At 62.7% G+C, this 25,311-nt stretch carries 24 protein-coding genes; 8 read left to right on the top strand and 16 right to left on the bottom strand.

From position 1 onward, the window contains the following. Positions 1–16: 16 nt before the first annotated feature. Positions 17–427: a DUF302 domain-containing protein gene (locus tag KTR60_RS04790; RefSeq protein ID WP_228401899.1), complete on the top strand. Its 411-nt coding sequence runs from the start codon at positions 17–19 to the stop codon at positions 425–427. 90 nt (positions 428–517) lie between these two features. Next, entirely contained in the window at positions 518–787 is a 270-nt protein-coding gene (locus KTR60_RS04785) for a metal-sensitive transcriptional regulator (protein WP_007734349.1), read from the top strand. A gap of 59 nt (positions 788–846) precedes the next feature. Here KTR60_RS04785 and KTR60_RS04780 read toward each other — a convergent pair whose 3' ends face one another. Beyond that, positions 847–1,650 (bottom strand): alpha/beta fold hydrolase, encoded by an 804-nt coding sequence (locus KTR60_RS04780; RefSeq protein WP_003945829.1) that lies wholly within the window; start codon positions 1,648–1,650, stop codon positions 847–849. Between the two features lie 110 nt (positions 1,651–1,760). On the opposite strand from KTR60_RS04780, the gene KTR60_RS04775 reads away from it, so the two are divergent. After that, positions 1,761–2,696, top strand: coding sequence for a methionyl-tRNA formyltransferase (locus KTR60_RS04775; protein ID WP_007734348.1), 936 nt, complete (start codon positions 1,761–1,763; stop codon positions 2,694–2,696). A gap of 44 nt (positions 2,697–2,740) precedes the next feature. Here the strand turns inward: KTR60_RS04775 and KTR60_RS04770 are convergent, their stop codons facing one another. Together KTR60_RS04770 and KTR60_RS04765 are read right to left on the bottom strand one after the other, a co-directional pair. Continuing rightward, positions 2,741–4,528: an ABC transporter ATP-binding protein gene (locus KTR60_RS04770; RefSeq protein WP_376136873.1), complete on the bottom strand. Its 1,788-nt coding sequence runs from the start codon at positions 4,526–4,528 to the stop codon at positions 2,741–2,743. Between the two features lie 11 nt (positions 4,529–4,539). Then, positions 4,540–6,294, bottom strand: a complete 1,755-nt coding sequence (locus KTR60_RS04765) for an ABC transporter ATP-binding protein (protein ID WP_228401898.1) — start codon at positions 6,292–6,294, stop codon at positions 4,540–4,542. 156 nt (positions 6,295–6,450) lie between these two features. On the opposite strand from KTR60_RS04765, the gene KTR60_RS04760 reads away from it, so the two are divergent. Both KTR60_RS04760 and KTR60_RS04755 read left to right on the top strand, forming a co-directional pair. Further along, positions 6,451–6,624 carry a hypothetical protein gene (locus KTR60_RS04760; protein ID WP_164490548.1) on the top strand — a complete coding sequence of 58 codons (174 nt, stop codon included), beginning with the start codon at positions 6,451–6,453 and terminating at the stop codon, positions 6,622–6,624. A 103-nt stretch (positions 6,625–6,727) separates the two neighbouring features. Beyond that, on the top strand, positions 6,728–8,191 hold the full coding sequence (locus KTR60_RS04755; protein ID WP_085989962.1) for an alpha,alpha-trehalose-phosphate synthase (UDP-forming): 1,464 nt from the start codon (positions 6,728–6,730) through the stop codon (positions 8,189–8,191). 88 nt (positions 8,192–8,279) lie between these two features. On the opposite strand, the gene KTR60_RS04750 is transcribed toward KTR60_RS04755, so the two are convergent. The 12 genes from KTR60_RS04750 to KTR60_RS04695 form a co-directional block, all read right to left on the bottom strand. Then, positions 8,280–8,828 carry a twin-arginine translocation pathway signal gene (locus KTR60_RS04750; RefSeq protein WP_228401897.1) on the bottom strand — a complete coding sequence of 183 codons (549 nt, stop codon included), beginning with the start codon at positions 8,826–8,828 and terminating at the stop codon, positions 8,280–8,282. Then, positions 8,825–9,628 carry a hypothetical protein gene (locus KTR60_RS04745; protein ID WP_228401896.1) on the bottom strand — a complete coding sequence of 268 codons (804 nt, stop codon included), beginning with the start codon at positions 9,626–9,628 and terminating at the stop codon, positions 8,825–8,827. Before KTR60_RS04745 ends, KTR60_RS04750 begins: the two co-directional genes overlap by 4 nt. Continuing rightward, a complete protein-coding gene (locus KTR60_RS04740; RefSeq protein ID WP_020906318.1) occupies positions 9,628–11,022 on the bottom strand; it encodes an MCE family protein in 1,395 nt (464 codons plus the stop codon). Before KTR60_RS04740 ends, KTR60_RS04745 begins: the two co-directional genes overlap by 1 nt. Continuing rightward, a complete protein-coding gene (locus KTR60_RS04735; protein ID WP_118606095.1) occupies positions 11,019–12,266 on the bottom strand; it encodes an MCE family protein in 1,248 nt (415 codons plus the stop codon). The genes KTR60_RS04740 and KTR60_RS04735 overlap by 4 nt, the downstream gene beginning before the upstream one ends. Then, on the bottom strand, positions 12,266–13,570 hold the full coding sequence (locus KTR60_RS04730) for an MCE family protein (RefSeq protein WP_083471212.1): 1,305 nt from the start codon (positions 13,568–13,570) through the stop codon (positions 12,266–12,268). The genes KTR60_RS04735 and KTR60_RS04730 overlap by 1 nt, the downstream gene beginning before the upstream one ends. Next, positions 13,567–14,625, bottom strand: coding sequence for an MCE family protein (locus tag KTR60_RS04725; RefSeq protein ID WP_003945728.1), 1,059 nt, complete (start codon positions 14,623–14,625; stop codon positions 13,567–13,569). The genes KTR60_RS04730 and KTR60_RS04725 overlap by 4 nt, the downstream gene beginning before the upstream one ends. Beyond that, positions 14,622–15,641 (bottom strand): MCE family protein, encoded by a 1,020-nt coding sequence (locus tag KTR60_RS04720; RefSeq protein WP_054188084.1) that lies wholly within the window; start codon positions 15,639–15,641, stop codon positions 14,622–14,624. Before KTR60_RS04720 ends, KTR60_RS04725 begins: the two co-directional genes overlap by 4 nt. Beyond that, positions 15,641–16,825, bottom strand: a complete 1,185-nt coding sequence (locus KTR60_RS04715) for an MCE family protein (protein ID WP_003945815.1) — start codon at positions 16,823–16,825, stop codon at positions 15,641–15,643. The genes KTR60_RS04720 and KTR60_RS04715 overlap by 1 nt, the downstream gene beginning before the upstream one ends. Before the next feature lie 11 nt (positions 16,826–16,836). After that, positions 16,837–17,688, bottom strand: coding sequence for an MlaE family ABC transporter permease (locus tag KTR60_RS04710; RefSeq protein ID WP_042920421.1), 852 nt, complete (start codon positions 17,686–17,688; stop codon positions 16,837–16,839). A 64-nt stretch (positions 17,689–17,752) separates the two neighbouring features. Continuing rightward, complete coding sequence (locus tag KTR60_RS04705) at positions 17,753–18,517, bottom strand: MlaE family ABC transporter permease (protein WP_003945687.1); 765 nt, start codon at positions 18,515–18,517, stop codon at positions 17,753–17,755. 502 nt (positions 18,518–19,019) lie between these two features. Next, entirely contained in the window at positions 19,020–19,937 is a 918-nt protein-coding gene (locus tag KTR60_RS04700; RefSeq protein ID WP_007734334.1) for a 3-oxoacyl-ACP reductase, read from the bottom strand. Between the two features lie 109 nt (positions 19,938–20,046). Beyond that, positions 20,047–20,238: a ferredoxin gene (locus KTR60_RS04695; RefSeq protein ID WP_007734330.1), complete on the bottom strand. Its 192-nt coding sequence runs from the start codon at positions 20,236–20,238 to the stop codon at positions 20,047–20,049. 265 nt (positions 20,239–20,503) lie between these two features. Here KTR60_RS04695 and KTR60_RS04690 point away from each other — a divergent pair, with 265 nt between their 5' ends. The 3 genes from KTR60_RS04690 to KTR60_RS04680 all read left to right on the top strand — a co-directional run bounded on the left by KTR60_RS04690 (position 20,504) and on the right by KTR60_RS04680 (position 24,512). Continuing rightward, on the top strand, positions 20,504–21,685 hold the full coding sequence (locus KTR60_RS04690) for an acyl-CoA dehydrogenase family protein (protein ID WP_003945878.1): 1,182 nt from the start codon (positions 20,504–20,506) through the stop codon (positions 21,683–21,685). A gap of 12 nt (positions 21,686–21,697) precedes the next feature. Continuing rightward, positions 21,698–22,819 carry an acyl-CoA dehydrogenase family protein gene (locus KTR60_RS04685; RefSeq protein WP_054825143.1) on the top strand — a complete coding sequence of 374 codons (1,122 nt, stop codon included), beginning with the start codon at positions 21,698–21,700 and terminating at the stop codon, positions 22,817–22,819. Positions 22,820–22,880: 61 nt separating this feature from the next. Further along, a complete protein-coding gene (locus KTR60_RS04680) occupies positions 22,881–24,512 on the top strand; it encodes a long-chain-fatty-acid--CoA ligase (protein WP_007734324.1) in 1,632 nt (543 codons plus the stop codon). Between the two features lie 9 nt (positions 24,513–24,521). Here KTR60_RS04680 and nagB read toward each other — a convergent pair whose 3' ends face one another. Continuing rightward, positions 24,522–25,301 carry a glucosamine-6-phosphate deaminase gene (nagB, locus tag KTR60_RS04675; RefSeq protein ID WP_063315002.1) on the bottom strand — a complete coding sequence of 260 codons (780 nt, stop codon included), beginning with the start codon at positions 25,299–25,301 and terminating at the stop codon, positions 24,522–24,524. Positions 25,302–25,311 lie beyond the last annotated feature (10 nt).

Raw genomic sequence — 25,311 nt, 5'->3', positions numbered from 1 at the left:
CGACGAGGAGCGCGCAATGACAACACCCACAGAACCGATAGCGATCGCAACCAAGGTCACCGGAACCTTCGACGACGTCGTCACCCGCACGCGTGGCGCTCTCGCCGAGCAGGGCTTCGGCATCCTGACCGAGATCGACATGCAAGCAACACTCAAGGCGAAGCTGGACGAGGACATGGAAAAGTACCTGATCCTGGGTGCCTGTAACCCATCGTTGGCCCATCGGGCAGTTTCGGTGGATCGTCAGATCGGCCTCCTACTGCCGTGCAACGTCGTCGTCCGCGAAGATACGACTACCGAGAATTCGTTCTTCGTCGAAGCGATGAATCCTGCTCTCATGGTTCAGGTTTCCGGCGAACCCGGCCTCGAGTCCGTGGCAGCCGACGCAGCCGTCAAGTTGCGCGCGGCCGTCGACTCGCTGATCTGACACCGCAGCCGGATCAAACACTGAATCAAGCAGTGACATGCCCCCAGGGGTACCCTTGACCGCAGCACGAACACTCGAGAAGGGGCCACCATGACCGGCGACGAAGAGAGCATTGCGCTCGTATTGAACAGACTGCGTCGTGCCCACGGCCAACTTGCCGGGGTCATCTCGATGATCGAGAACGGCCGCGACTGCAAGGACGTCGTCACGCAACTCGCCGCCGTGTCCAAGGCGCTGGACCGAGCAGGGTTCAAGATCGTCGCTTCCGGGCTGCGTGAATGCCTGAGCGGTGACAGCGCGGAAGGTCAGGAACCGATGACCGAGGCCGAACTCGAGAAGCTGTTCCTGGCACTGGCCTGAAACATGAGAAGGGCCTGACCTGCAGTTAGCAGGTCAGGCCCTTTCTCGCGTGCGGAAAACTACTTCGCCAGGAAGTCGATCAGCACCTTGTTCACGGCCTCCGGACGCTCGAGGTAGCCGTAGTGCCCGGCGTCGGGAATCTCTTCGTACGACGCCGTAGCGATGCAGTCCGCCACCTCGCGGGAGAGGTAGGGCGGGATCATGCGGTCGTCGGCGAAAGCGACGGACAGGCACGGGCGCATGATCGACTTGTACGCACCCCGTCGATCGAAGGCGCGGTCCATACCGAGCTGCGCGCGAACACCCGGTGACGTTGCGCCGCCGGTGAACTCGAAGATGTCCATCCAGTCGCGCGCGGAGTGATCGTCTGCCAGCGTGGCCGGCGAGAGGTTCATCACCGCGGTCACTGCGGCACGGTACTTGGCCGGCAGAGCGACGCCACTGTCGAACAACTGGCGCTCACCCTCGGTCAGGACCTGCTGGAAATGATCCATCCGGGCGTGACCGGCGAGGAACACTGCTTTGCGAACCAGATCGGGCCTGGCGAGCGTCAGTTCCTGCGCCACCCGGGCGCCCATCGAGGTGCCGATGACATGGGCCGGACCGCCACCGAGGTGCTCGATCAGTCCGGCGGTGTCTGCGACCATGTCGGGCATCGTGATGCCGCCGAGGCTCTCGCCGGACGGTGCGATTCCGCGGTTGTCGAAGGTGCAGACTCGGTAGCCGGCGGCCACCAGCGCCGGGGTCTGGTGCAGATCCCAGACGCGGCCGGGGCTGCCGGTCCCCATGATGAGCACCACCAGATCTCCATCACCCTTGACCTGGTAATTGATGGGGATTCCGTTGATTGTGGCGACCGTCATGTCAGCCTTCCTCCTCGTACGTGTGATCAACAATTTTGGTTGGATAGCCTAAGCTGATGGGCGGTCGTGTGACCGCAACCCCAGCCCATGCTCGTCCAGGAGGACCCCCGTTGAGAGTCGCTACGCTCGGATACCAAACCTGGGGCCACCGTACCCTGCAGGCCTTGATCGACTCCGATCACGAGGTCGTGCTGGCAATCACACACCCGAAGAGCGAACACGTCTACGAACAGATGTGGGCGGACTCGGTTGCAGATCTGGCGGCCGAGAACGGTGTACCCGTTCACGTGGCGAACAAGCCTGACGATGCCTTCAAAGCCGCGCTGGCCGAAGCAGCTCCCGACATCATCGTCGCCAACAACTGGCGTACCTGGTTGCCTGCGGAGGTCTTCGACGCACCCAAGTACGGCACCCTCAACATCCACGATTCGCTGCTGCCCAAGTACACGGGATTCTCCCCGCTCATCTGGGCTCTGATCAACGGCGAAGAAGAAGTCGGGCTCACGGCGCACCTGATGGACGAGGAACTCGATGCGGGCGACATCGTGCTGCAGCGTTCGACGACGGTCGGCCCGACCGACACCGTCACCGATCTGTTCCACCGCACGATCGACATGATCGGCCCCATCACACTCGACGCCCTGGATCTGATCGCGTCCGGCCGTACCGACTGGACGCCGCAGGACCGATCGCAGGCCACGTTCTTCCACAAGCGCGCACCGCAGGACAGCCACGTCGACTGGTCCTGGCCCGCCGAGGTCATCGAGCGTTTCGTCCGGGCACAGTCCGATCCGTACCCCAACGCTTTCGCCGAGTTCAAGGGCCAGCGCATCCGCATCCTGAAGGCGTCCGTCTCACGCGGGCACTACGGCGGAACCCCCGGCCGAGTGTTCATCCAGGAAGACGACGGCATGGTGATCGTCGCGGGCCCCGACGCGTGGTCGGGCAAGAACAAGGGACTGCGGATCGAGCGCGTCCGACTCGACGACGGCAGCGAGTACACCGCCGCCGAGTTCTTCCCCCACGGCGGCGGGTACCTCACCTGATCGCCGGATCAGACCCCCTCAGTACAAAACCCAGTACAAACCCCTCAGTCGCGACCTTCCCAGGCCACCCACAGTTGTGCGTAACGCCCGCCCGCGGACACCAGTTCGCGGTGCGGGCCTTCTTCTACGATCTGTCCGTGTTCGAGCACGATCACTCGGTCGGCGCCCGCAGCCTGCGTAAGCCGGTGTGCGACAACCAGAGTGGTGCGGCCCTCCGTAGCGGCGTCGGCAGTCGCTTCCAGTTCCCGCGCTCCGGCGCTGCCCGCCTCCGCTGTTGCCTCGTCCAGTACGGCGACGGCGGGATCGGCCAACACCAGTCTCGCCAAAGCCAACTGCTGCGCCTGCGCCGCCGTCATCTCGTGCCCGCCTTCGCCGACTACGGTCAGCATTCCCTCGTCGAGAGCCTCCACCCACTCGTACGCGCCGACCGTCCGCAGTGCCGCGGCAACGTCCTCGTCCGAGGATTCGGGAGCCGCCAATCTCAGATCCTCGATCAGAGGTCCGGCAAAGACATGAACCTCCTGACTCACGATCGCGATGTGGCGTCGTAGGTCGTCGAGGTCGGCAAGCGGGACACCGCCGATCGACACCCGGCCCGACGTCGGAGTGATCGAACCGGCAGCGATCGCCGCGAGCGTCGTCTTTCCGGCTCCGGTCGAACCGACGAGCGCCACGCGCTCCCCCGCACGCAGTGTGAGGCTCACTCCGTGGAGAACCTCATGACCACCGTCGTAGCTGTGCCGAATGTCATCCAGACGCAGCGAACCGTCGGCCGGAACGGAACCTGCATCCGTCGAAGGCTCCGTTTCCTCGATCTCGACGACGCCGACCAGTCGCGCGAGGCTGGCGCCGGCCGACTGCACTTCGTCGAAGGTGTAGAGCAGCGAGCCGATCGGGTTGAACAGGCGGTGGAACAGCAGGGCAGCAGTCGTCGTCTGGCCGACTGTCACGACGTCCTCACGGACCAGCAGGAATCCGACGACGAGAATCATGGACAGGCCCACGAATTCGGCGCGGTTACCTCGACCGGCGAACCTCGTGAACAGGCCGAACACTCCGACTGCCAGATCGCGCGCTTTTGCCGACGCCGCATCGATCTGCCCGAGGTGTTCCTTCTCGAGGCTGTACGCGCGGACCGTCTTCGCACCCTGGAGACTGCTGATCAGCGCTTGTGAACGAGCGCCCATCGCTACCCGCTCGGCTGCGTAAACAGGAGCCGAGCGTGGCAGGTACCACTTGAGCGCCAGCGCGTACATCGGCAGCGCGACCATTCCGGCCAGACCGAGTCGCCAGTCGAGTCCGAGCATGGTCACCATGCTCAGAGCCACGAGCAGAACCGCCGCGATCATGCCGGGAACCACGTCGGACACGGCCTTGGCGATCACCGACACGTCGTCGCCGACACGCGAGAGCAGATCGCCCTTACCGACCTTCTCGACGGTCTGGATCGGCAGTCGCAGTGCCCGGTCCACGGTCCGCTCTCGCAGATCCGCCAGGATCGTCTCACCGAGCCGCTTGATCAGATAGGCAGCCACACCGGTGAACACACCGCCCACGATTGCGGCAGCGGCGATGATCACGACCACCCCGACGATCGTCGACGTGGGCGCGTTGTCCCGGACCCGGTCGACCAGGACGCCGAAGACGTAAATCGGCACCAAGGCCATCGCCGACGCCGAAGCCGCGACGATCAGGACCAGCAGGCTCTGCATCCGGTGTTCGGTCAGCGCCGCCCGCAACCACTTCCAGGTCTGGCGACCACTCGCGATCGGCAACAACTCGCGCTCTGTCACCTTCTCGGCGTTCTCCCCGGCCGGCATTTTGGTTGTCATGTCCGTGGCCGTCACCGCAGCACCGCTCCTCGGTAGTTCGCGTCGCCGCGAGAGAGTTCGGAATGTGTGCCGATCGAGGCGATCACTCCGTCGTTCAACACGATCACTCGATCCGTCACGGCCAGCAAGGCTGGGCTGCTGGTGATCAATACCGTCGTGTGGATGCCACCGGCACCCTCGTGCCGCAGTTGTGCGATTCCTTCGGCGATCGACGCCTCGGTCACCGCGTCCACCGCCGTCGTCGGATCGTGCAGGACCATCACGGGTGCCTGTGCCACCAGGGCGCGCGCGAGGGCGACGCGTTGCCGCTGGCCTCCCGACAAACTGGCGCCCCGATCGGTCACTTCGAGGTCGAGACCGTCCGGATGTGCGTCGACGACATCCGCCGCTGCCGACGCCACCAGAGCACTCTGGATGTCGAGAGCAGCGGCATCACCGGCGCCCGCGGTGACGTTCGACGCAAGCGACCCGGAGAACAGATCGGTGATGTGCGGCTCCACCAACACCGTCCGACGTGCCAATCGCAATTCCATGTCGGACAGGCTGATTCCGCCAACCCTCACCACTCCGCGATACGCGTCCTGCACCAGCTGACCGGACAGGACCGCGACAAGAGCGTCGGCGTCCTGCGGCTGGTAAGCCACGACGCCCAGCAGTTCTCCGGCAGGCAGATGCAGGTCGATGCCCTTGAGTGACTTGTACTCGACTCTGTCGAGAGTCAGGTCGGTGCCTTCGAGTTCGGTCTGCGAACCCGCGCCACGCAGTGGCTCCGCGTCCAAGACCAGTGCCAGTCGATCCGACGACGCTCGCGCCACCGCGAAGTATCCGGGAATGGACGCAAGCAATCCGAGCGGTTCGATGATGAACTGCGCAAGCCCCACCACGGTGATCAGTTCACCGACCGTGATCCGGCCCTGCAACGCGAAGTATCCCGCGAAGCCCGCAACACCGACCGCGAGCAACGCACTGATGGTCGCGGCAACGCCGGTGTAGATACCGGTCGCCTTGGCCGTGCCGATCGTCGATGCGAGCGCTTGACGGCTGACCGTGCGGTAGCGCGCCGACGCGGTCTTCTCACCGCCGATACCGCGCAGCGGACGCAATCCGCTGACCAGATCCGTAGCCATCGCCGACGCCCGCGCGATCGACGCCTGCTGACCGGTGGCCCTCGACGTGATGAGAGGCGCCGCCAACTGCAGCAGACCGAGAATGACCGGCGTTCCGATCAGAACGGCCAGCCCCAGCCAGAGGTCGATCCACACCAACGCCACCGCCGACGCCACCGCAGCTGTCAGGGCCGCAGCGGCGCGCGGGACGATGTCCGCGATCCACGAAGTCTGCTCGGCATCGGATGTCGAGACTGTCAGCAATTCACCCGAACGCAGATCGGTGCGCACCCCACGCGGATCGAGGACGCGGTGCGCCACCTCGAGCCGGAGGCGATGAGCCTCCTGCTGCATCGCGGTGACGATGAAGCGTGCGCCGAAGCGCCACGCGGCCGTCAGAACGAGAAACAGAGCCGCGAGACCGACGATGGAGACGATCAGGGCCGTGGTGTCCGAAGTCTCCACCGCACGGTCGATGATCACACCGATGGAGATCGGCACCGCCGTCTCGGTCAGTTGGTGCAGACAGACCAGAACCGTGCCGATGGCGAGCGGGCCACGGTTACGGACGAGGACACGTCGCAAAATCGCAGCACCGCTGTGATTGCCACTATCCGGCTCGTCCGAGTCGACGGTCACACTCGAGGGGGTCGAACTCATGGAACTCCAAGCATCGATGGAAGCGATAAAGTTGAGTACAGAGATAAGTAAGTCGACCCTAATACATGAGCAACTAGCGTCGACACGCCCAGTTCTCATAGAGTCGCGAGTAAGAACCATTGCTTGCGCCGTGCAGGCAAGCACGAGAGGAACATGATGGCTGAGAACACGACCGTCGAAACCGAGATCGCGGACGAGGACCTCGAGCCCGTAGCGGACGAAACTGCTCGTCAGGCACAGCGCGTCGTCGCTGCCTACGCGGAAGATGCCGACGAGTGCAGGATGCTGCTCTCGATGCTCGGTATCTCCCCCGCCGCCAAGCTCGACTGAATCTTTCCCTCACCGACCGAGAAGGAACCACGTGCCTGTCAGTCCGGATTCGACCAGTTCAACCCTTTCTGACAGCGCACCTGCTTCTTCGACCGGTGAAGCCGTGTCCGGTCAGGCTGAGTTCGTTGTCGTAGCGAACCGCCTGCCCGTCGACTTGGAACGGCTCCCCGACGGCACCACCCGCTGGAAGCGAAGCCCCGGCGGACTGGTCACCGCTCTCGAGCCGATCCTGCGCAGCAATCAGGGCGCGTGGGTGGGCTGGGCGGGGGTGGCGGACGCCGAGCTCGACCCCATCGTCGAAGACGGACTCGAGCTCTACCCCGTGCCGCTGAGCGCCGAGGAGATCAACGAGTACTACGAGGGATTCTCCAACGCCACCCTCTGGCCGCTCTATCACGACGTCATCGTCAAACCCGAGTACCACCGCGAATGGTGGAACGCCTACGTCGAGGTGAACCGGCGATTCGCCGAAGCCACCTCCAAGGCAGCGGCACAGGGCGCGACAGTCTGGATCCAGGACTACCAGCTGCAGTTGGTACCGAAGATGCTGCGGATGCTGCGCCCCGACCTGACCATCGGCTTCTTCCTGCACATTCCGTTTCCCCCGGTCGAGCTGTTCATGCAGATGCCGTGGCGCACCGAGATCGTCGAAGGCCTCCTCGGCGCCGACCTCATCGGCTTCCACCTTCCGGGTGGCGCACAGAACTTCCTGTACCTGGCCAGACGCCTTGCCGGGCAACAGACTTCACGTGGAACCGTCGGCGTCCGCTCCAAACTCGGTGTGGTGCAAGTAGGTTTCCGTAGCGTCCGCGTCGGCGCCTTCCCTATCTCCATCGACTCCGGCAAGCTCGACGAGCTCTCGCGCACCAAGGCAATTCGAGACCGCGCCAAGCAGATTCGCAAAGAACTCGGAAACCCCAAGCACATCATGCTGGGCGTCGACCGCCTCGACTACACCAAAGGCATCGACGTCAGGCTCGCTGCGCTCCACGAACTTCTCATGGAGAAGCGCATCGATCCCGCCGACACCGTCATGGTGCAGTTGGCGACCCCGAGCCGCGAACGCGTCGAAAGCTACGTACAGATGCGCGGAGACATCGAGCAGAAGGTCTCCCGGATCAACGGCGAGTTCAGCGAAGTCGGCCGCCCCGTCGTCCATTACATCCATCGGCCGATCCCACGCGACGAACTGGTCGCGTTCTTCGTCGCCGCCGATCTCATGCTCGTCACGCCGCTGCGTGACGGCATGAACCTCGTCGCGAAGGAATACGTCGCCTGCCGCAGTGATCTGGGTGGTGCATTGCTGCTCAGCGAATTCACCGGTGCCGCAGCAGAACTCCGCCAGGCATTCCTGTGCAATCCTCACGACCTCGACGACGTCAAGGATTCGATGGAGAAGGCCCTCAATCAACCGCGCGAGGACGGCCGGCGCCACATGCGTGCGCTACGTCGTCAGGTCCTGACGCACGACGTCGACCGCTGGGCGCGCTCGTTCCTCGACGCGCTCGCACACGGCGGTGCCGCAGGCCCGGCGCTGATCGCCCCGGCCGAAGCACAAGACCACTGAGGACAGTGCACAAAGGCTGGGGCCGCGGAGAGTGAATCTCCGCGGCCCCAGCCTCTTTCGTACCCGGCTCCAGCCTTCGTGTGTTTGATCAGAAGGGTTGGACGTTGTTCACGAGCCAACGTCCGTCCTGCTTCTCCAGACTCATCTTCACGCGACTGCCACTGGCAACGGCTTCGGGCGATTCCGAAGACGTGGTGATCTGATTGAGGAACAGCATCGTCGTCGCGCTGTCCGCCTCCGCGTCGAGAACCGCGGCGCCCTGGACGACGACCTGAACGGTCAGCGACTTTTCCTTGGCTCCCGGAATGATCACCGATTCGATCAGGTTGGTGAACGTGCCTTGAAAATCGCCCGTCAAACCGTCTGTGGCTGCATGCAACTGCTGGTCGACGTTGTTGTAGTCGTACTGGAACATCGCTACCGCCTGATCGGAAGAGGCCTGTGCCACTTCGTCTCTGGTCCGATCGATCGCTGCGGTGTCACGCGTTCCGTCCGGACCGAAGTAGAGATACGCCGACACTGCCGCCAACGCGATGGCCACTGCACTGATGACGCACAGGATGATGGCGAGCGGTGAGGCGCGCTTCGGCTTCGGCGAAACTTGCTTGGACGTCTCGGGGTTCACTTCTGGGGTCATGGCACAAACTCCACATTCGAGGCAAGCAACTGCCCGTCGACGTCGCACATGGTGATTCGGAGTCGGTAGTTGCGTTCAGCGGGCGCTTCGTCGCCGTTCTTCTGCATCGCACGCACCGCGACCAATGAAGTCCCGCAATCACCGTCGGATTTCTCGAACCCGGCTTCGAGCACCTCGCCGTCGGTCTGAACTCCGGCCTGCCCGAGGACGTTGACAAACGAATCCTTGCGTCCGTCGAACTGCGACTTGAACTCGTCGGTGGTGCCGGCGAGGAACTTGTCGAGGTCGGCAGCCGCTGTATCCGCGTGCAGTGTCGTCAGATTCAGTGCGGTGGTCCGGGCACCGGCCACGTAGCGGGCTCGGTCCTCGTCGGCATTGGACGCCTTGTTCCGGTCGACGAGAAGAAACACCGTCAGGGCCGCAAGAGCAACAGCGATCACCGAAGCAACGGCGATCCCGACTACCAACCCGGCCTTGGGCTTCGAACGAACAGGGGTGTCCACAGCAGTTTCTGCGGGGGTTTCGGCGGTACCGGTCGGCTCAGCCTCGGTCGTGACCTGATCACCGCTGACGACCTTCTCAGGTGGAGTATCGGGCTTGCCCAAAGCAACTGGCGCCGCCGCCTTCTGCTCAGCTGGCTTCTGCTCGGCCGCCTTCTGCTCGGCTGGCTTCTGTTCGGCCGACTTCTTTTCGGTGGGCACTACTACCGCGGCAGCGTCTGCATCCGCACCCGTGGGTCCGGCGCTGCGGGACGCGCGACGGCGCACCCGCTGCCCGGCCTGTGGATCTTCGTCTGTCATCAACCCTGCTGACCCTTCATGAACTGTTCGAGACTGACGTCGCCGCCACCGAGGTTCGGTTGCGAGTACGTCCTTCCGTCCGGCCCGATGTACGTGCCTGTAATCGGATCGTACCGACGAGCCGAGACCGAAGGCGTCGACGTGTACGAGCTCGGGGTCGCGGTAATCGGTTCCGGAGGCCCGGATTGCGGGTTCGTGCCCATCGGTACGTAGCCGGAACGGCACTGTTCGACCGTAGGCGCACGACGTCCCGGATACTCCTCGCAGGGAAGGTTTCTCGCGCCGCGCACGGCGATCGGCGAATCCTGGGCAACCTGACAGAAGAGATCTGACGGCGTCTCGATCGGTGATTCGTCCTTCGGACTGCGCCACTGCTCTGCGGGCAGGAATCCTGTAGTGCACGGCGGCGGGTCGTTGACCTCCATGTGGAAGTCCACCAGTGCACCATCCGCAGCCGGGCCGGAGCCTGCCACCGTGACCAGCGCCGCGGCCAGCGGCGGGTAGATGACCAGAATCTGCTCGATCGCGTTGTTGTAGATCACGCCGACCTGTCCGACGGACACGAGGTTCGCCAGAAGAATCGGCAATGTCGGCTGCATGTCTTGCAGAAGAGCATTCGCCTCCGCCGCTGCCGCCGGCCCCTTCTGGATGACGGCACGCAGATCAGGGTCGCTGGCTCGGAGCTGATCGGTGAACGTCACCAGATTGCTTGTCCAGGAACGGATGGCGTCGCTGCTGACCACCTGGGTGTCCAGGAGTGGACCGGCCTGCTCGATCAGGGTCTTGGTCGCGTCGGAGTTGTTGTTCGCCTCCTCGACGAACAGCCGAGCCGAGTCGATCAGCTTCTGCAGATCCGGGCCGGCACCGTTGAACGCCTTGAAGGATTCGTCGATGACAGTCTTGAGCTTGGTGTCGGAAATGCTCTGCAGCAACAGATCTGCCTGATCGAGCATCGCGCCGACATCCTGCGGAATGCTGGTTCGGTCTTCGGGAATCACCGATCCGTTTTCCAGATGCCCGTCGACCACGATCGCTCCGGAGCTGTCGGTGTGCGGAATCAGATCGACGAACTGCTCGCCGATCGCCGACACACTCTTGACCGCAGCGTCGACGTCCGAGGGCACCTTGACGCCGCTCTCGAGAGACAGTCGCGCATTCACGCCCGTTTCCGACAACTCCACCGCGTTCACGACGCCGATGGTCTGACCGCGGTAGGTGACGTTCGAGTTCTTGTACAGCCCACCGGTGGCGGGCAATTCGACGGTGACGTCGTATCGGCCGATACCGACCATAGCGGGAACACGCACGTACTGAGTGGCCATCACTATCAAACCGACGACCGTCAAGACGGCGAAGATGATGAGCTGGATGCGGACGAACTTTGTGAGCATCATGGTGCCGGTGCCCCCTGAGGAAGTCCTGGAATGTTGATCGGCGGAAGTCCCGGAATCTGAATGGTATTCGGATCCGCTGCCGGAGCCTGTCCTACGGGAGCCTGTCCGGCAGGGGCCTGTGCGGGCGGTGCGGCAGGCTTGAGCGGATCGCTCAACGGGTTGCCTGTCTGTCCGGCCAGCCCAGCCTGCTTACCCAACACGCCTTCCGGTCCGGAGAGCGTTCCGGCCAACGGAGTTCCGGTGAGGAAGTTCGCGTCCAGTCGGGGCAGCGAGATGTCAATGGTCATGGCCAGGTTGGCGTAGTCACCGCGAATGACGTTGTCGATTCCGTTCTGTGGGAACGGGAACGTCAAGAGGACTCCGAGAACCTGCGTGAGAGCGTTGCCCGAATCCGCCAACGCTTTCAGAGTCGGCGACAGCGCGCGAACGTTGGTCGCGAAATCGTCACCGCTCTCCTGGATGACGCGACTGGCCACCTCGCTGAGACCACCGAGGGAGGTCAAGGCGTTGGTGATGTCCTGACGCTGAGCGACAAGAACCTCGAGTGCCGGCGGAATACCTTCGAGTGCTTTGTTCAGGGTGTCGTGCTGGGCCTGGACCGTCGAGGACAGTCGATCGAGTCCCTCCATCGCCGAAACGATGTCGCCCCGTTGCTTGTCCAGACTGCCGACCAGCTGATCGAGCTGAGGCAGGAGGTCTCGAACGGAATCTTCACGCCCACCGAGAGCGGCGTTGAGTTCCTTCGTGATGTCCTGAACCTGAGCGAGACCGCCGCCGTTCAGTACCACCGACAGCGACGACAGCGTCTGTTCCGTCGTCGGGTAAGCGCCCGCCCGCTCGATCGGAATCAGGTCACCGGCTTCGAGTCGGCCCTCGGGCTCCTCCCCTACCGGCGGCGCCAACTCGATGTGCTGAGAGCCGAGCAAGCTGGTCTGACCGATTTTTGCCGTCGCGTTGGCCGGCAACTGAACCTCGGGATTCAGCGACACCGTCACCAGAGCGTGCCAGCCTTGAACCTCGATGTTCGAAACGCTTCCCACTGCCACGTCATCCACCCGGACGGGCGAATTCTGCGACAGCGTAGTCACGTTCGGCATCTCGATCTGAACCTCGTATGCGCCTTCGCCCCGGCCTTGAGTGCCTGGCATCGGCACCGAGTTGAGACCGTTCCATTCACAACCGCTGGCGCCGAGTGCCACTGCCGTGGCCAACACGGCAACCGTGGTCTTGCGAGCTACCCGCATCAGTTCCCTCCGCCCATGTTGAAGAGTTCGGCGAGATCCTTGGGAACACTCGTCATGGGAGCACCCGACATCGGTCCTGCGACGGTTTCCGGCTGATTCTGACTTGCCGCTTCCAATCCCGGTTCGGTGTAGACGATCTGATCCGGGAAAGCCTGCACGCCCGCGACCGGGTTGAACAGGAATCCGGGGTAGTTGCCGATCATCGTGCTGAGCACCGGCCCGAGGTACTGCTTACACAGGTCGGCACTGTTCTGGGAGTTACCACTCTCGATACCTTCGATGGAACCACAGATCCACTGGATCGGATTCTTGAAGTTACTCAGTGCAATTGCGCCGGTCATACTGCCCTGAGCCGGCTTGTAGATCTGATAGAAGTTGGCAAGCGACGTCGGTCCGGAGTGCAGAACCTGCTCGATCTCCGGGCGCTTGTCAGTCAGTACCTGAGTGGCATCGGCGAGACGCGCAACCGATTCGCTCAGTCCCTCGCTGTTGTCCTTGACGAACCGCTGGACGTCGCCGACGGCCAGGTCGAGATCACTGAGGGCGGTACCCAACTCGTCGGAGCTGCTTGCGAGAACGCTTGTCACCGAAGCGAGGTGACCGCTGAACTGCACGATCTGCTCGTTACTCGAGGACAACGCAGTGACAAACGCCTGCAGGTTCCGAATGGTGGAGAACAAATCGGTCCGGCCTTCGGACAGCGTGTGCATCGTGGCCGAGAGTTCGCGCAGCGTCGACCGAATCGACTCACCGTTACCGTCGAGGTTCGTTCCCACGGTGTCGATGAATCGACCGAGGGAACCCTGATCGTCCAGACCCTCCGGTCCGAGTGCGTCCGACAGTTTGGTCAGTTCGGTCTTGATCTCGTCCCACTCCACCGGAACGGCGGTGCGCTCGATCGGGATCTCGCCGCCGTTGGGCATCTGTTCCCCGCCGGAGTACACGGGGGTCAATTGCACGAAGCGTGCGGACACGAGGCTTTGAGCAACGATGAGCGCCTTGGCATCTGCCGGAACGTCGACGCTCGAGTCGATCTTCATCTCGACGTACGTGTCCCGATCACGCGGTTCGATCTTCGTCACCTTGCCGACGTTGACACCGAGCACTCGCACGACATCGCCCTCGTAGAGACCGGTGGTCGAGACGAAGTGCGCAGAGATCTTGGTCTTGCCCAGGCCAGGGATGAAGAGGTAGGCCGCACCCGCCACGAGCAGCGCGACCAGCACACCCGCTCCGATCAGCACCCACTTCTTGCGTGGGTTGGTGGAGCCCTGTGAATCCTGTGAAGTCATGGTCTCGGTCATTCTCCCGGCCCCCTGATCGTCGGTGGAATACCGGGGAAGAAGTCTTCCAGGTCGCCCGGAACCTGCTCGGGCGCGACGCTGGTGTCCACCAGGGTCTTCCACCAGTTGCTCGGCAGAATGTTGATGATGAAGGCGTCGAAGAACGGGCCGCTGGCCACGGTCTCACCGAGCGCGGTGATGTACGGTCCGAGTCCGTCGAGCGCTCCCGCGATGTTGTCCTTGTTCTGCTGGAGAACCTCGGCGACCGAATTCAGCTTCTCGAGGGTCGGCCCCATCTGAGCCTCGTTCTCCTGCACCAGCGCTGACAGTTGACGTGAGACTGCGCCGGTGTTGACGATCAGTTCGCTGATCGCGTCACGCCGCAAGCTCAGTTCGGCAAACAACTTGTTGCCGTCGACCAGCAACGAATCGATCTGACCGCTTCTGTCGGAAAGGATCTTGGTGACATCTTCGGCCCGCGAGAGCAATTGGAGCAGGCTCTCGTCGCGTGAGTTGATACTCTGCGAAAGCCGCGTCATTCCGTCCAATGCGGTGCGAAGTTCTGGCGGAGTATCGGCCAGGGTGTCCGAGATCGCGTTGAGCGAATCGTTGATCTGTTCCGTGTCGAGTTCGGACACCGTTGTCCCGAGGTCACCCAGAGCGTCGTTGAGCGAGTACGGGGAGTTGGTGCGTTCGACCGGAATCGGCGTGTCCGTCCGCAGCAGTCCGGATCCTTCCGGCCGCACCGCTAAAGACTTTCGGCCGAGAACCGTGTTGGTCTTGATATCGGCCGCTGTCTGCTCGCCCAGGGCGACGCCGTCCTGAACGGTGAAGGTGACCAACACCTTCTGGTCGTCGAGTTCGACGTCGCTGACCTTGCCGACCTTCACGCCGGCCATGGTCACGTCGTCGCCGGTGACCAGGCCGCCGGCATCTTGGAAGTACGCCGAGTAGCGAATGCCACCGTTGATGAACTGGAGTTGATCGTATTGAAGCGCGGCACCGACGGTTGCCACCGCCAGGACGAGACCGATGACACCGATCTGTACCGGATTACGTTCACGGGTAGGGGTCATGAGACTTTTGCGCACCTTCCCGTGTCCTGAACTGCCGTGGGCAAGATGATCGTCGTCCCGTCAGGTCCGGAGAACTTGAAAGTGTTGGCGCACAGATAGAACTGGAAGAACGCTCCGTACGTGCCCACTCGGATCAGCTTCCGGTAGTCGGACGGCAGACGATCGAGAGCGGTGTTGATGTCGTCCTTGCCCAGGTCCAGCTGCGTCATCGTTCGGTTGGTCTCCCCGATCAGCGTCTGGATGTCCGGACGTGTCGCCTGCAGCAACGACGCGAGATCTCCCGTGGCACCGGCGATCTCGGTGATCGAGTTGCCGATCGGGCCACTGTCCTTCGCCAATCCACTGACCAACTGCTGGAGCTGATCGATCGTGGTAGAGAACTGATCGCCCTTGTCGTTGATGGTGCCGAGTACGTCGTTGAGATTGGTGATGACGTCCCCGATCAGCTGGTCTCGGTCCGCCAACGTGCTGGTGAACGAACTGGTGTTTCCCAGCAACGAAACCAGCGTTCCGCCCTGGCCCTGGAGTACCTGCAGCAGTGCCCCGGAGAGGTCGTTGACCTGCTGCGGGTCGAGCGAACGAAGCAGCGGCTTGAATCCGCCGAGCAGCAGATCCAGATCGAGCGCGGGCGACGTCTGGTCGACTGGAATCGATCCACCTGACGAAAGCGTCTCGGTGGAACCAGCGCCCTCGAGCAGTTCCATGTAGCGGTCGCCCACCAGGTTCTCGTAGCGCACAGTCGCTTTGGTGCTCTTCATCAGTGAGTACTTGGTATCGACGTCGAACTCGACCTCGGCCTGGTTGGAGTCACCGATGGACACTCCGGTGACCGACCCGACCGGAACACCGGCGATGCGGACCTTGTCGCCGGACTTGAGTCCCGAGACGTCCGAGAAGGTGGCGTGAAATCCGTTGCTGCTGCTGAAGCGCACCTGACTGAAGACGATCGCCAGTCCGGCGAAGATGACCGCCATGACGACGGTGAAAATCAGCAGCTTGACCGTGGTCGGTCTCATCACTTCCCGTCTTCCTGCTCGTAGGAGTCACCGAAGAGATACTGGAAAATGGTCGGCACGGTAACGCGCAGTTCGGTGTTGGGAACGAAGGGCACGTTGCCGGTGTTGGTGACTGCGAACGGTGCATGCCCGTCGACCTTCGGATCGAATTCGGGCAGACCATAACAATTGGGTCCGCCGGAGGCCGCGACCTTGGGGAGAGATTGCGGATTCTGGTACGCCTCGGCGCCGTACATGAAGCTCGCACTCAGCATCAGCGCCGCTTTGTCCCCGGTGCCTGCCAGTGGCTCGAACTTGATCCGACCGTCGTTCAATCCGACGATGAAGCACGTCAGACCCGACGAGTACTTGTCGAGCAGGGTCGTCGTCGCGGTCAGAGTGTCGAGGGCGGTGGTCAGGTTCTGCTCGTTGTCGGTCAACAACGCGTTGCCGGTGTCCGCGAGGCCGGTGACGTTGAGTAACAGCAAGTCGAGGTTTGCCTGCTCGGCCACGATCGATCCGCTTGTCGCGGTGGCATTGTCGAGGATGCGCATCAGATCCGGTGCCACGTCGGCGTACAGATTGGTGACATCGGCGGCGCCGACCAAGTCTTCCTGGAGCTGCGGTAGAACCGGATTCATCTTCTTCAGATAGGTGTCACCGAGCTCGAGAACCTCACCCAGCGACTCGCCGCGCCCGTTGAGTGCGGTGGAGATCGCGCCGAGTGTGGCGTTGAGCTTTTCCGGTTCGATCTTCGCGAGTACGTCCGAAAGATGTTCGAAGACACTGTTGAACTCGACGGTGACGCTGTCCGAAGCGATGACAGCACCCTCCTGGATCGGCTGGGTCGACGGATCGTCGGGGATCACGATGTTGACGTACTTCGCACCGAACACCGTGGTGGTCTTGATCTCCACCCGGGCATTCGACGGAATCTTCGACATCTGGCCCGGGTCCATCGCCAACTTCAGGTTTGCCTGGTCCCCGACGAGTGAGATCGACTCGACGCGGCCGACCTGCACTCCGCGCAACTTCACCTTGGCATTGGGTTCCATGACCAGGCCGGCACGCGTGGACGTCACGGTGATGGGCGTGCTCTTGGTGAACCCACCCGAGAACATGGTGAGAGCAACGGCGACGATCGCCACGAGTCCGAGGACCAGGCCGGCTGCGGCCAACTTCTTGTGCCATCTGGGTACGGTCATCGCTTGCCCGCCTATCCCGACAGGTTGAAGTTGCCGGACCCGCCGTAGATGGCGAGTGAGATGAGCAGGGTGACCGTGACGACCGCGATCAACGAGGCGCGCACTGCGTTACCCACCGCGACACCGACGCCGACCGGGCCACCGGTTGCGTTGAAGCCGTAGTAGGTGTGGATGAGCATGACGGCCAGCGCCATGACTATCGCCTGGGCGAACGACCACAGTATGTCCGTGGGTATCAGGAAGGTCGTGAAGTAGTGGTCGTACACGCCGCCGGACTGGTTGTAGAGGAACACCGTCGCAAAGCGGCTGGCGACGAACGACGCGATCACCGCCAGTGAGTACAGCGGGATGATCGCGATCATGCCGGCCATGACGCGGGTGCTGACCAGATACGGAATCGACGGGATCGCCATCGTCTCCAGCGCGTCGATCTCTTCGGAGACGCGCATCGCACCGAGCTGCGCGGTGGAGCCGGCGCCGATGGTCGCGGCGAGGCCGATTCCGGCGATGACCGGCGCTGCGATGCGAACGTTGATGAAGGCGGCGAAGAAGCCCGTCAGTGCTTCGACGCCGATGTTGCCCAGCGAGCTGTAGCCCTGAACGGCGATGGTGCCACCGGTGAACAGTGTCAGGAATCCGACGATCACGACGGTGCCACCGATGACGGCGAGCGCACCGGTGCCCATGCTGATCTCGGCGATCAGTCGCAGAGTTTCACGTGGATAGCGCATCAGCGCCTTGGGAGCGTGACCGAGAGCCTTCGCGAAGAACAGCGCTTGATCACCGATGCTGTCGATACTGCGAGAGAGCGAACCGATCTGTCGACGTGTGCGCGGGAAGCGTCCCGCTGCGGCCAACGCCATCAGATCTCCTCCCGTCTGTCGTTTGTCGTTCTGTCCACTTCGATCTCTCCGACTGCCGTGGGCCTCATCCGGCCGTCAACTTGATACCGATGGTCGTGATGAGCACGTTGACGACGAAGAGCGCCATGAACGCGAACACGACGGTCTGGTTGACCGCGTCACCGACGCTCTTGGCGCCGCCTTTGACGTTGAGTCCGAGGTAGGCCGCAACCAGGCCGGCGATCATGCCGAACAGCCCTGCTTTGACCATGGAGAGCATGAGCTCACCGAATCCGGTGAGCAGTGTGATGCCGTTGACGAAGGCGCCGGGGTTCACGTCCTGGATGAACACGGAGAAGACGAAACCGCCGAGGATGCCGATGGTGCAGACCAGTCCGTTGAGGAGCAGCGCCACACCTGTCGACGCGAGCACTCGGGGAACGACCAACCGGTGGATGGGATTGATCCCGAGCACCTTCATGGCGTCGATCTCTTCGCGGATGGTTCGGGCCGAAAGATCCGCGCAGATGGCGGTTGCGCCGGCGCCGGCGACGATCAGCACGGTGACGATGGGGCCGACCTGCGTGACGGTGCCGAGGGCAGCTCCGGCACCACTGAGGTCGGCTGCACCGATCTCGCGCAAGAGAATGTTGATGGTGAAGCTGACCAGCACAGTGAACGGGATTGCGACCAGCACCGTCGGCACCATCGAGACTCGGGCCACGAACCAGGCCTGATCGATGAACTCTTGACGCTGGAAGGGGCGGGAGAAGACTGCCCTCAAGGTTTGGGCGGACATCTGAAAGAAGCCACCGACCGCTCGTAATGGCACCTCGACGAGGTCTACCATTCGCCCTCCTCGTCCTTGGTTGCCGCAGTACTGTCTGTTCTCATAGTCCAGCCCCCGACAGCTTGTGACTCAGGTCATATTAACTAGAACGTGTTCACCTGTCAAAAACAAGTGTCCAACTCTAAGGAGTAGCCTCACGGCGCCGATCCGAAACCGGAAGATCGGAGACATGGGAAGCATCCCTTTTCGATGCGATTTTCGCCGAAATATCCTGGAAATTAATACTTTTGAATGATCGGCGCCTTTCGGCGCCAGGTTCGAAATTCAGCCATGCGAGAGCCTTGACTGGGCACGCCGATCGAATACCGCATCGTTCACAGGAATGCAAAATTGGAACACAGTCTAGTTTTTTCGAGACCGTTGGTCTCGTTGTAGAACGCAGGCAGAGTGCCGCGCCCACCGACTCGTGAACACGCTATTTCTACCAGGAAGTGGACACGTAGACCGTCTAAGTGTGAACAACGGTTCTACGTGTCGCGCACCTGAGAATCAGACCCGTCGATCAGCCCAACGCGCGCAGGGCCGCCGATGCCGAGAACATCTTTGCCGGGTCACGGTCAGCGAAGTAGTCACCCATCACCGCGGACAGCGTTTCCGGCGACCAGGAATCTCCCTCTGCGTCGAACCTCTGCTCGACGACGGGCGCCGCCATCAGCGCAACCATCGGTCCGTACACCACGAATACCTGACCGTTGACGGCGTCGGCCGCTGGTGATGCCAGGTACGAGACGAGCGAAGCCACGTGCTCGGGCGAGAGTGGATCGATGCCGTCGGCCGGCGCGTCACCGAACACACCTTCGGTCATCGACGTCCGTGCCCGCGGGCAGATCGCGTTGGCCCGTACGCCGTAGCGCGAGAGCCCACGTGCGGCCGACAACGTCAGCGCCGTGATTCCGGCTTTTGCAGCGCCGTAGTTGGGCTGCCCTTCCGGTCCGAGGAGACCCGCCTCCGAAGAAGTGTTGACGATGCGCCCGTACACCGGCGCCCCGGCTTCCTTGGATTTCGCCCGCCAGTAGGCAGCGGCGTTGCGGCACAAGAGGAAATGGCCGCGAAGGTGCACTTCGAGTACGAGATCCCAGTCTTCGTCGGACATGTTGAACAGCATCCGGTCGCGTACGACCCCTGCATTGTTGACGACGATGTCGACACTGCCGAACTGCCCCTGCGCTGCTTCCATCAGAGCGTCGGCGGTAGAACGCTCACCGACGTTGCCTGCCACGAATTCGACCTTGGCGCCGAGACCACGGATTTCCTCGAGCGTCGCTTCGACGGCCTCGTTCGGGGCCAGATCGTTGACGACCAACGAAGCACCGGCCTTCGCCAGACCGATGGCCTCGAACTTTCCAAGCCCCGATCCGGCACCGGTCACGATGGCGACCTTGCCTTCGAGACTGGTTTCTGGGCTGTTCACAGCATTCATCGAAGCGCTCTCCCGGTTCTCTGCGGTCGTGTGTCGAGTTACCCGGCTCGATTGCCGTGACCCACGAGTTCGCAACTTTAGAACGTGTTCTTGTTTTGGGCAACCATCGTCACGGATGTTCGGTCAGTGCCGCGCGCGGGCACTGAGCGATCGCGGAACGGACATCCTCCCAGCGATCCTCCGGTGGGCGCACAGAACTGATCACGAGCTCCTCGTTGTCGTCGAGGTCGAAAATATCGGGCGCGATCCCGACGCACACACCGTTTGCCTCGCAACGGTCCAGATCAACCCTGACCTCCATGGCGATTCCTCTTCTCTACTCACAACTGCTCACACGAACACGGATACGAAACGAGTGCCGCAGGGCTGTGCCGCACACCGTTCCTGGCGATAACACTAGAACCTGTTTCAGTCGTGTGCAATGATTCGAAAAAGTACCGAGAACGGACGTCGAACGATCCGCCGGAGACGGCGAGGGCGCCCCTTGTCGCCGATGAACGCATCGATAGAACCTGTGTCAATCGAATGGTTGACGCTTTGATTCGTATCTCTATGGAGAGGTAACCATGCACATCACCTACACCCCTGAGCAGCAACAGCTCCAGGAGGAGTTGCGTGCCTACTTCGCACAACTGATGACTCCCGAGCGGCGTGAAGCGCTCGCCGCCACGACGGGTGAGTACGGCGAAGGCAATGTGTACCGCGAAGTCGTCGCGCAGATGGGCCAGGACGGCTGGCTCACCCTGGGTTGGCCGAAAGAGTACGGCGGACAGGAACGCTCCGCGATGGACCAGCTGATCTTCACCGACGAAGCCGCCATCGCCGGTGCGCCGGTGCCGTTCCTGACGATCAATTCGGTAGCGCCGACAATCATGCATTTCGGTACGGACGAGCAGAAGGCCTTCTTCCTGCCCAAGATCTCTCGCGGTGAGCTCCACTTCGCGATCGGCTACTCCGAGCCCGAGGCCGGCACCGACCTGGCCTCTCTGCGCACGTCGGCGGTCCGTGACGGTGACGATTACGTCATCAACGGGCAGAAGATGTGGACCAGCCTGATCCAGTACGCCGATTACGTGTGGTTGGCGTGCCGCACCGATCCGGAAGCCAAGAAGCACAAGGGAATCAGCATGCTGATCGTCCCCACCACGGCAGAAGGCTTCTCCTACACACCGGTTCACACCATGGCCGGCCCCGACACCAGCGCCACCTACTACCAGGACGTACGGGTCCCGGCGTCGTCGATCGTGGGTCAGGAACACGGCGGCTGGGCACTGATCACCAATCAGCTCAACCACGAGCGCGTTGCCCTCACCTCGGCCGGACCGATTCTGACCGCGCAGCGTGAGGTCCGCGAGTGGGCACAGAACACCAAGCTGCCCGACGGCCGACGCATGATCGACCAGGAATGGGTGCAGATCAATCTGGCTCGCGTGCATGCCAAAGCCGAGTACCTGAAGTTGATGAACTGGGAAATCGCCTCCGCAACCGATCACGCTCCCGGCCCCGAAGCTGCGTCCGCCAACAAGGTGTTCGGTACCGAATTCGCCACCGAGGCTTACCGCTTGCTGATGGAAATCCTCGGATCCTCCGCCACGATCAGGCAGAACTCCCCCGGCGCTCTTCTGCGCGGCCGCATCGAACGTATGCATCGTTCTTCGCTGATCCTGACGTTCGGCGGCGGTACCAACGAAGTGCAACGCGACATCATCGGAATGACAGCTCTGCGGCTTCCCGCATCGAAGCGATAAGGACCCACGATCATGGAATTCACCCTTACCGAGGCCCAGCAGGACCTGTCCGGCCTGACACGATCCGTAGTCACCGAACTGGTCACCAACGATCGCCTTCGTGAACTCGACGCCGCGGAAGACCGCTTCGACGCCATCTTGTGGAATGCGCTGGCTTCGGCCGGCGTCCTCGGTGCGGCCCTTCCGGAATCGGTGGGCGGCGACGGATTCGGTGTCCTCGAGCAGTGCAGCATCCTGGCCGAACTCGGACGCGGTGTTGCAGCCGTTCCGTTCCTGACGTCCATCGTCGGATCCGCCGCAGCGATAGCGGAATTCGGCTCGGACAAGCAGCGAGACGAATGGGCGAGCGCCGCCGCCGCCGGCGAGAAGATACTCACCGCGGCCCTCGCCGAGGAATACAACGACGACCCGGCCCACCCCGTCACGCGTGCCGAGAAGACCGCCGACGGTTGGCGCATCGACGGAGCCAAGATCACCGTCGACAGTGCACCGCTCGCAGATCTGTTCCTCGTCCCCGCCATCACCGAGGACGGCGTCGCGGTCTTCCTCGTCGAACCGTCGGACGCGGGCGTGAGCATTACCAGGCAATCGACCACAGATTTCTCGAGCGCGGGTCTCGTCGAATTCGATTCGGTGCAGATCCCGGCCGATCGTGTTCTCGGCTCGGTTGCCCAGGGATCGGACATCGCGGCGTGGATCGTCGAGCGAATTCAGCTCGGTTCGACCGCCTACCAGTACGGAGTGCTCGATCAAGCGTTGAAGCTGACCGCCGAATATGCCACCGAGCGTGTGCAGTTCGGTCGACCGATCGGTAGTTTCCAGGCAGTGGCCCAGCGCCTCGCAGACGGATACATCGACGTCAAGGGTGTTCGTCTGACTCTGTGGGCTGCCGCGTGGCGTCTGAGCGAAGGACTTCCTTCCGACGGCGCTGTACAGACGGCCAAGTTCTGGGCTGCAGATGCGGGACACCGTGTCGGGCACACTGCGGTTCACGTTCACGGCGGTGTCGGTCTGGACGAGGACCATCCAGTTCACCGCTACTTCCTCGCGGCCAAGCATCACGAGTTCCTGCTCGGCAACGCAACGGATCAGCTTCGCGCGCTCGGCAAGGTACTTGCCGCAGTCCCTGCCTGAGTGCGTCCCACCGAGTGGAAATCCATGACCTGGTCCGAGACGAATCGATGATGATGCAGCTATGAGTCAGAGCCCCACTGTTTCCGATCTACTCCTCGGAGTCAGCGAGATCGACGACCGCGGTATCCGTTTCGAGGACCAGGTCATCACCTGGCGCGAGCACGTTCAAGGCTCGTTCGATCGAGCAGCGCTGCTGGACACGCTGCTCGATCGAACGCGCCCCAGGCATTTCGGACTTCTGATGGAGAACGTCCCCGAGTTCTCGCTGCTGCTCGGAGCGGCATCGTTCTCGGGTTCGGTCGCCGCCGGGCTGAACACGACCAGGCGCGGCCCGGCATTGGCGCGAGACATTGCGCTCTCCGACTGCCAGGTCATCTTCACCGAGAACAACCAGGCACATCTACTCGACGACGTCGATCTCGGCGACGTCCGGGTGATCAACGTGGATTCTCCGGCCTGGGCGGAATTGTTGGCGCCCTTCGCCGATACGCCGGCCTACGCGTCGACGGCGCAGCCCGACGATCTGTTGATGCTCATCTTCACTTCCGGAACCAGCGGTGATCCCAAAGCGGTTCGGTGCACGCACCACAAGTTGGCCTCTCCCGGGGTCATGCTTGCCGATCGTTTCGGGCTCGGCGCCGACGACGTCGTCTACATGGCGATGCCCATGTTCCATTCCAACGCGATGATGGCGGCGTGGACGGTCGCGCTGCACGCTCGTGCGGGAATTGCCATGCGACGCAAGTTCTCCGCTTCGGGTTTTCTACCCGACGTTCACAAGTACGGAATCACGTACTCCAACTACGTCGGAAAGCCGTTGTCCTTCATCGCTTCCACCCCCGAGGTGCCGAACGAGCGGGACAACACCTTGAAGATCATGTACGGCAACGAGGGTTCGGCGCCCGCCGTCGCCACCTTCGTCCGGCGCTTCGACGCTCGCGTCATCGACGGGTTCGGTTCCACCGAGGGCGGCATTTCGATCTCCGCGGCACCGGTTCCCCGGCCAGGCGCCCTCGGACTGCTCCCGGACGGCGTCAAGATCCTCGATCCCGAGACCGGAGCACCATGCCCGCCTGCAGTCTTCGATGCCGACGGCCGGATCACCAACGCCGACGAGGCAACTGGTGAACTGGTCAATGTCACCGGCCCAGGCACGTTCGCCGGGTACTACAAGAACCCGGAAGCCGACGCCGAGCGAATGCGCAACGGCCAGTACTGGAGTGGCGATCTGGCGTACACCGACGTCGACGGTTACGTCTACTTCGCGGGACGCAGTTCCGGTTGGCTGCGAGTGGACGGCGAGAACATCGGTGCCGCACCCATCGAACGCTCCCTGGTCGGTTACCCGGGCTTCGCGCAGGTGTCCGTGTACGCAGTCCCCGACAGCGACGTCGGCGACCGCGTCATGGCGTCGGTGATTCCGGTCGGCGATGTCGACAACTTCGACCCGGCAGCCGTAGCCGAATACATCGATTCCCGGCCGGAACTCGGGCCGAAGCAGAAGCCGACCTTGATCCGAGTGTGCAGTGAGTTCCCGAGAACGGCGACGTTCAAGGTGGTCACTCGAACGCAGAGCGCCGAACGCTGGAACACCTCCGATCCGGTGTGGATCCGACGGCGTGGAGAATCCGACTTCCAATTACTCACTCCCGAAATGGCACTCGGCCTCGAGAAGACGCGAGAGCCCGTCTAGCCCGATATCTCAGTAGTGCTGAGCAAGCGGTTTGTGCGCCGACACCGTTTTGTAGAACTCGGTGAGCCGAAGCTGTGATGCCGCTGCATCGTCGATCACCACCGTCGCGTGTGGATGCAGTTGGAGGACCGATGCCGGGCACACCGCGGCCAGCGGCCCCTCGACGGCAGCGGCAATCGCAGCGGCCTTGTGCTCGCCGGTCGCGATCATCACCAGATGCTTTGCTTCGCAGATAGTTCCGAGGCCCTGGGTGATCACGTGCCGTGGTACGTCGTCCGGACTCTCGAAGAATCGGGCGTTGTCGGTTCGAGTCTGTTCCGTCAGCGTCTTGACCCTGGTCCTCGAATTCAGTGAGGACGTCGGTTCGTTGAAACCGATATGACCGTTGCCGCCGATGCCCAGAAGTTGAACGTCCACCGGACCATTCGACGCAATCGCCCGGTCGTAGGCCGCCGCGGCGGCAAATGGATCCGGCGCGGTTCCGTCGGGGCTGAATACCCTTGCCGCGTCCAGGTCCAGGTGATTCACCAGCTCGGTGCGGATCACCTGGGCATACGACTCCGGATGGCCTTCCGGCAGGCCGACGTATTCGTCCAACAGGAACGCCTGCACGCCGGCAAAACTCAACCCTTCCTCGCGGTGACGGCGCGCGAGTTCGCGGTACACCGAGAGCGGTGAAGATCCTGTCGCCAGGCCCAAAGTCCGTGCACCTGAATGCACCGCGTGTTCGAAGACGTCGGCAACAACGGTGCCGGCCGCCTCCGCACTGTCGACAATGACAATTTCCATCGGTTGATTC

The organism is Rhodococcus sp. C1, assembly GCF_020809065.1.
In the GTDB taxonomy this organism is placed as follows: domain Bacteria; phylum Actinomycetota; class Actinomycetes; order Mycobacteriales; family Mycobacteriaceae; genus Rhodococcus_F; species Rhodococcus_F qingshengii.
The sequence above is the reverse complement of the archived record's forward strand: the minus strand, read 5'-3'. Positions and strand labels throughout refer to the sequence as shown.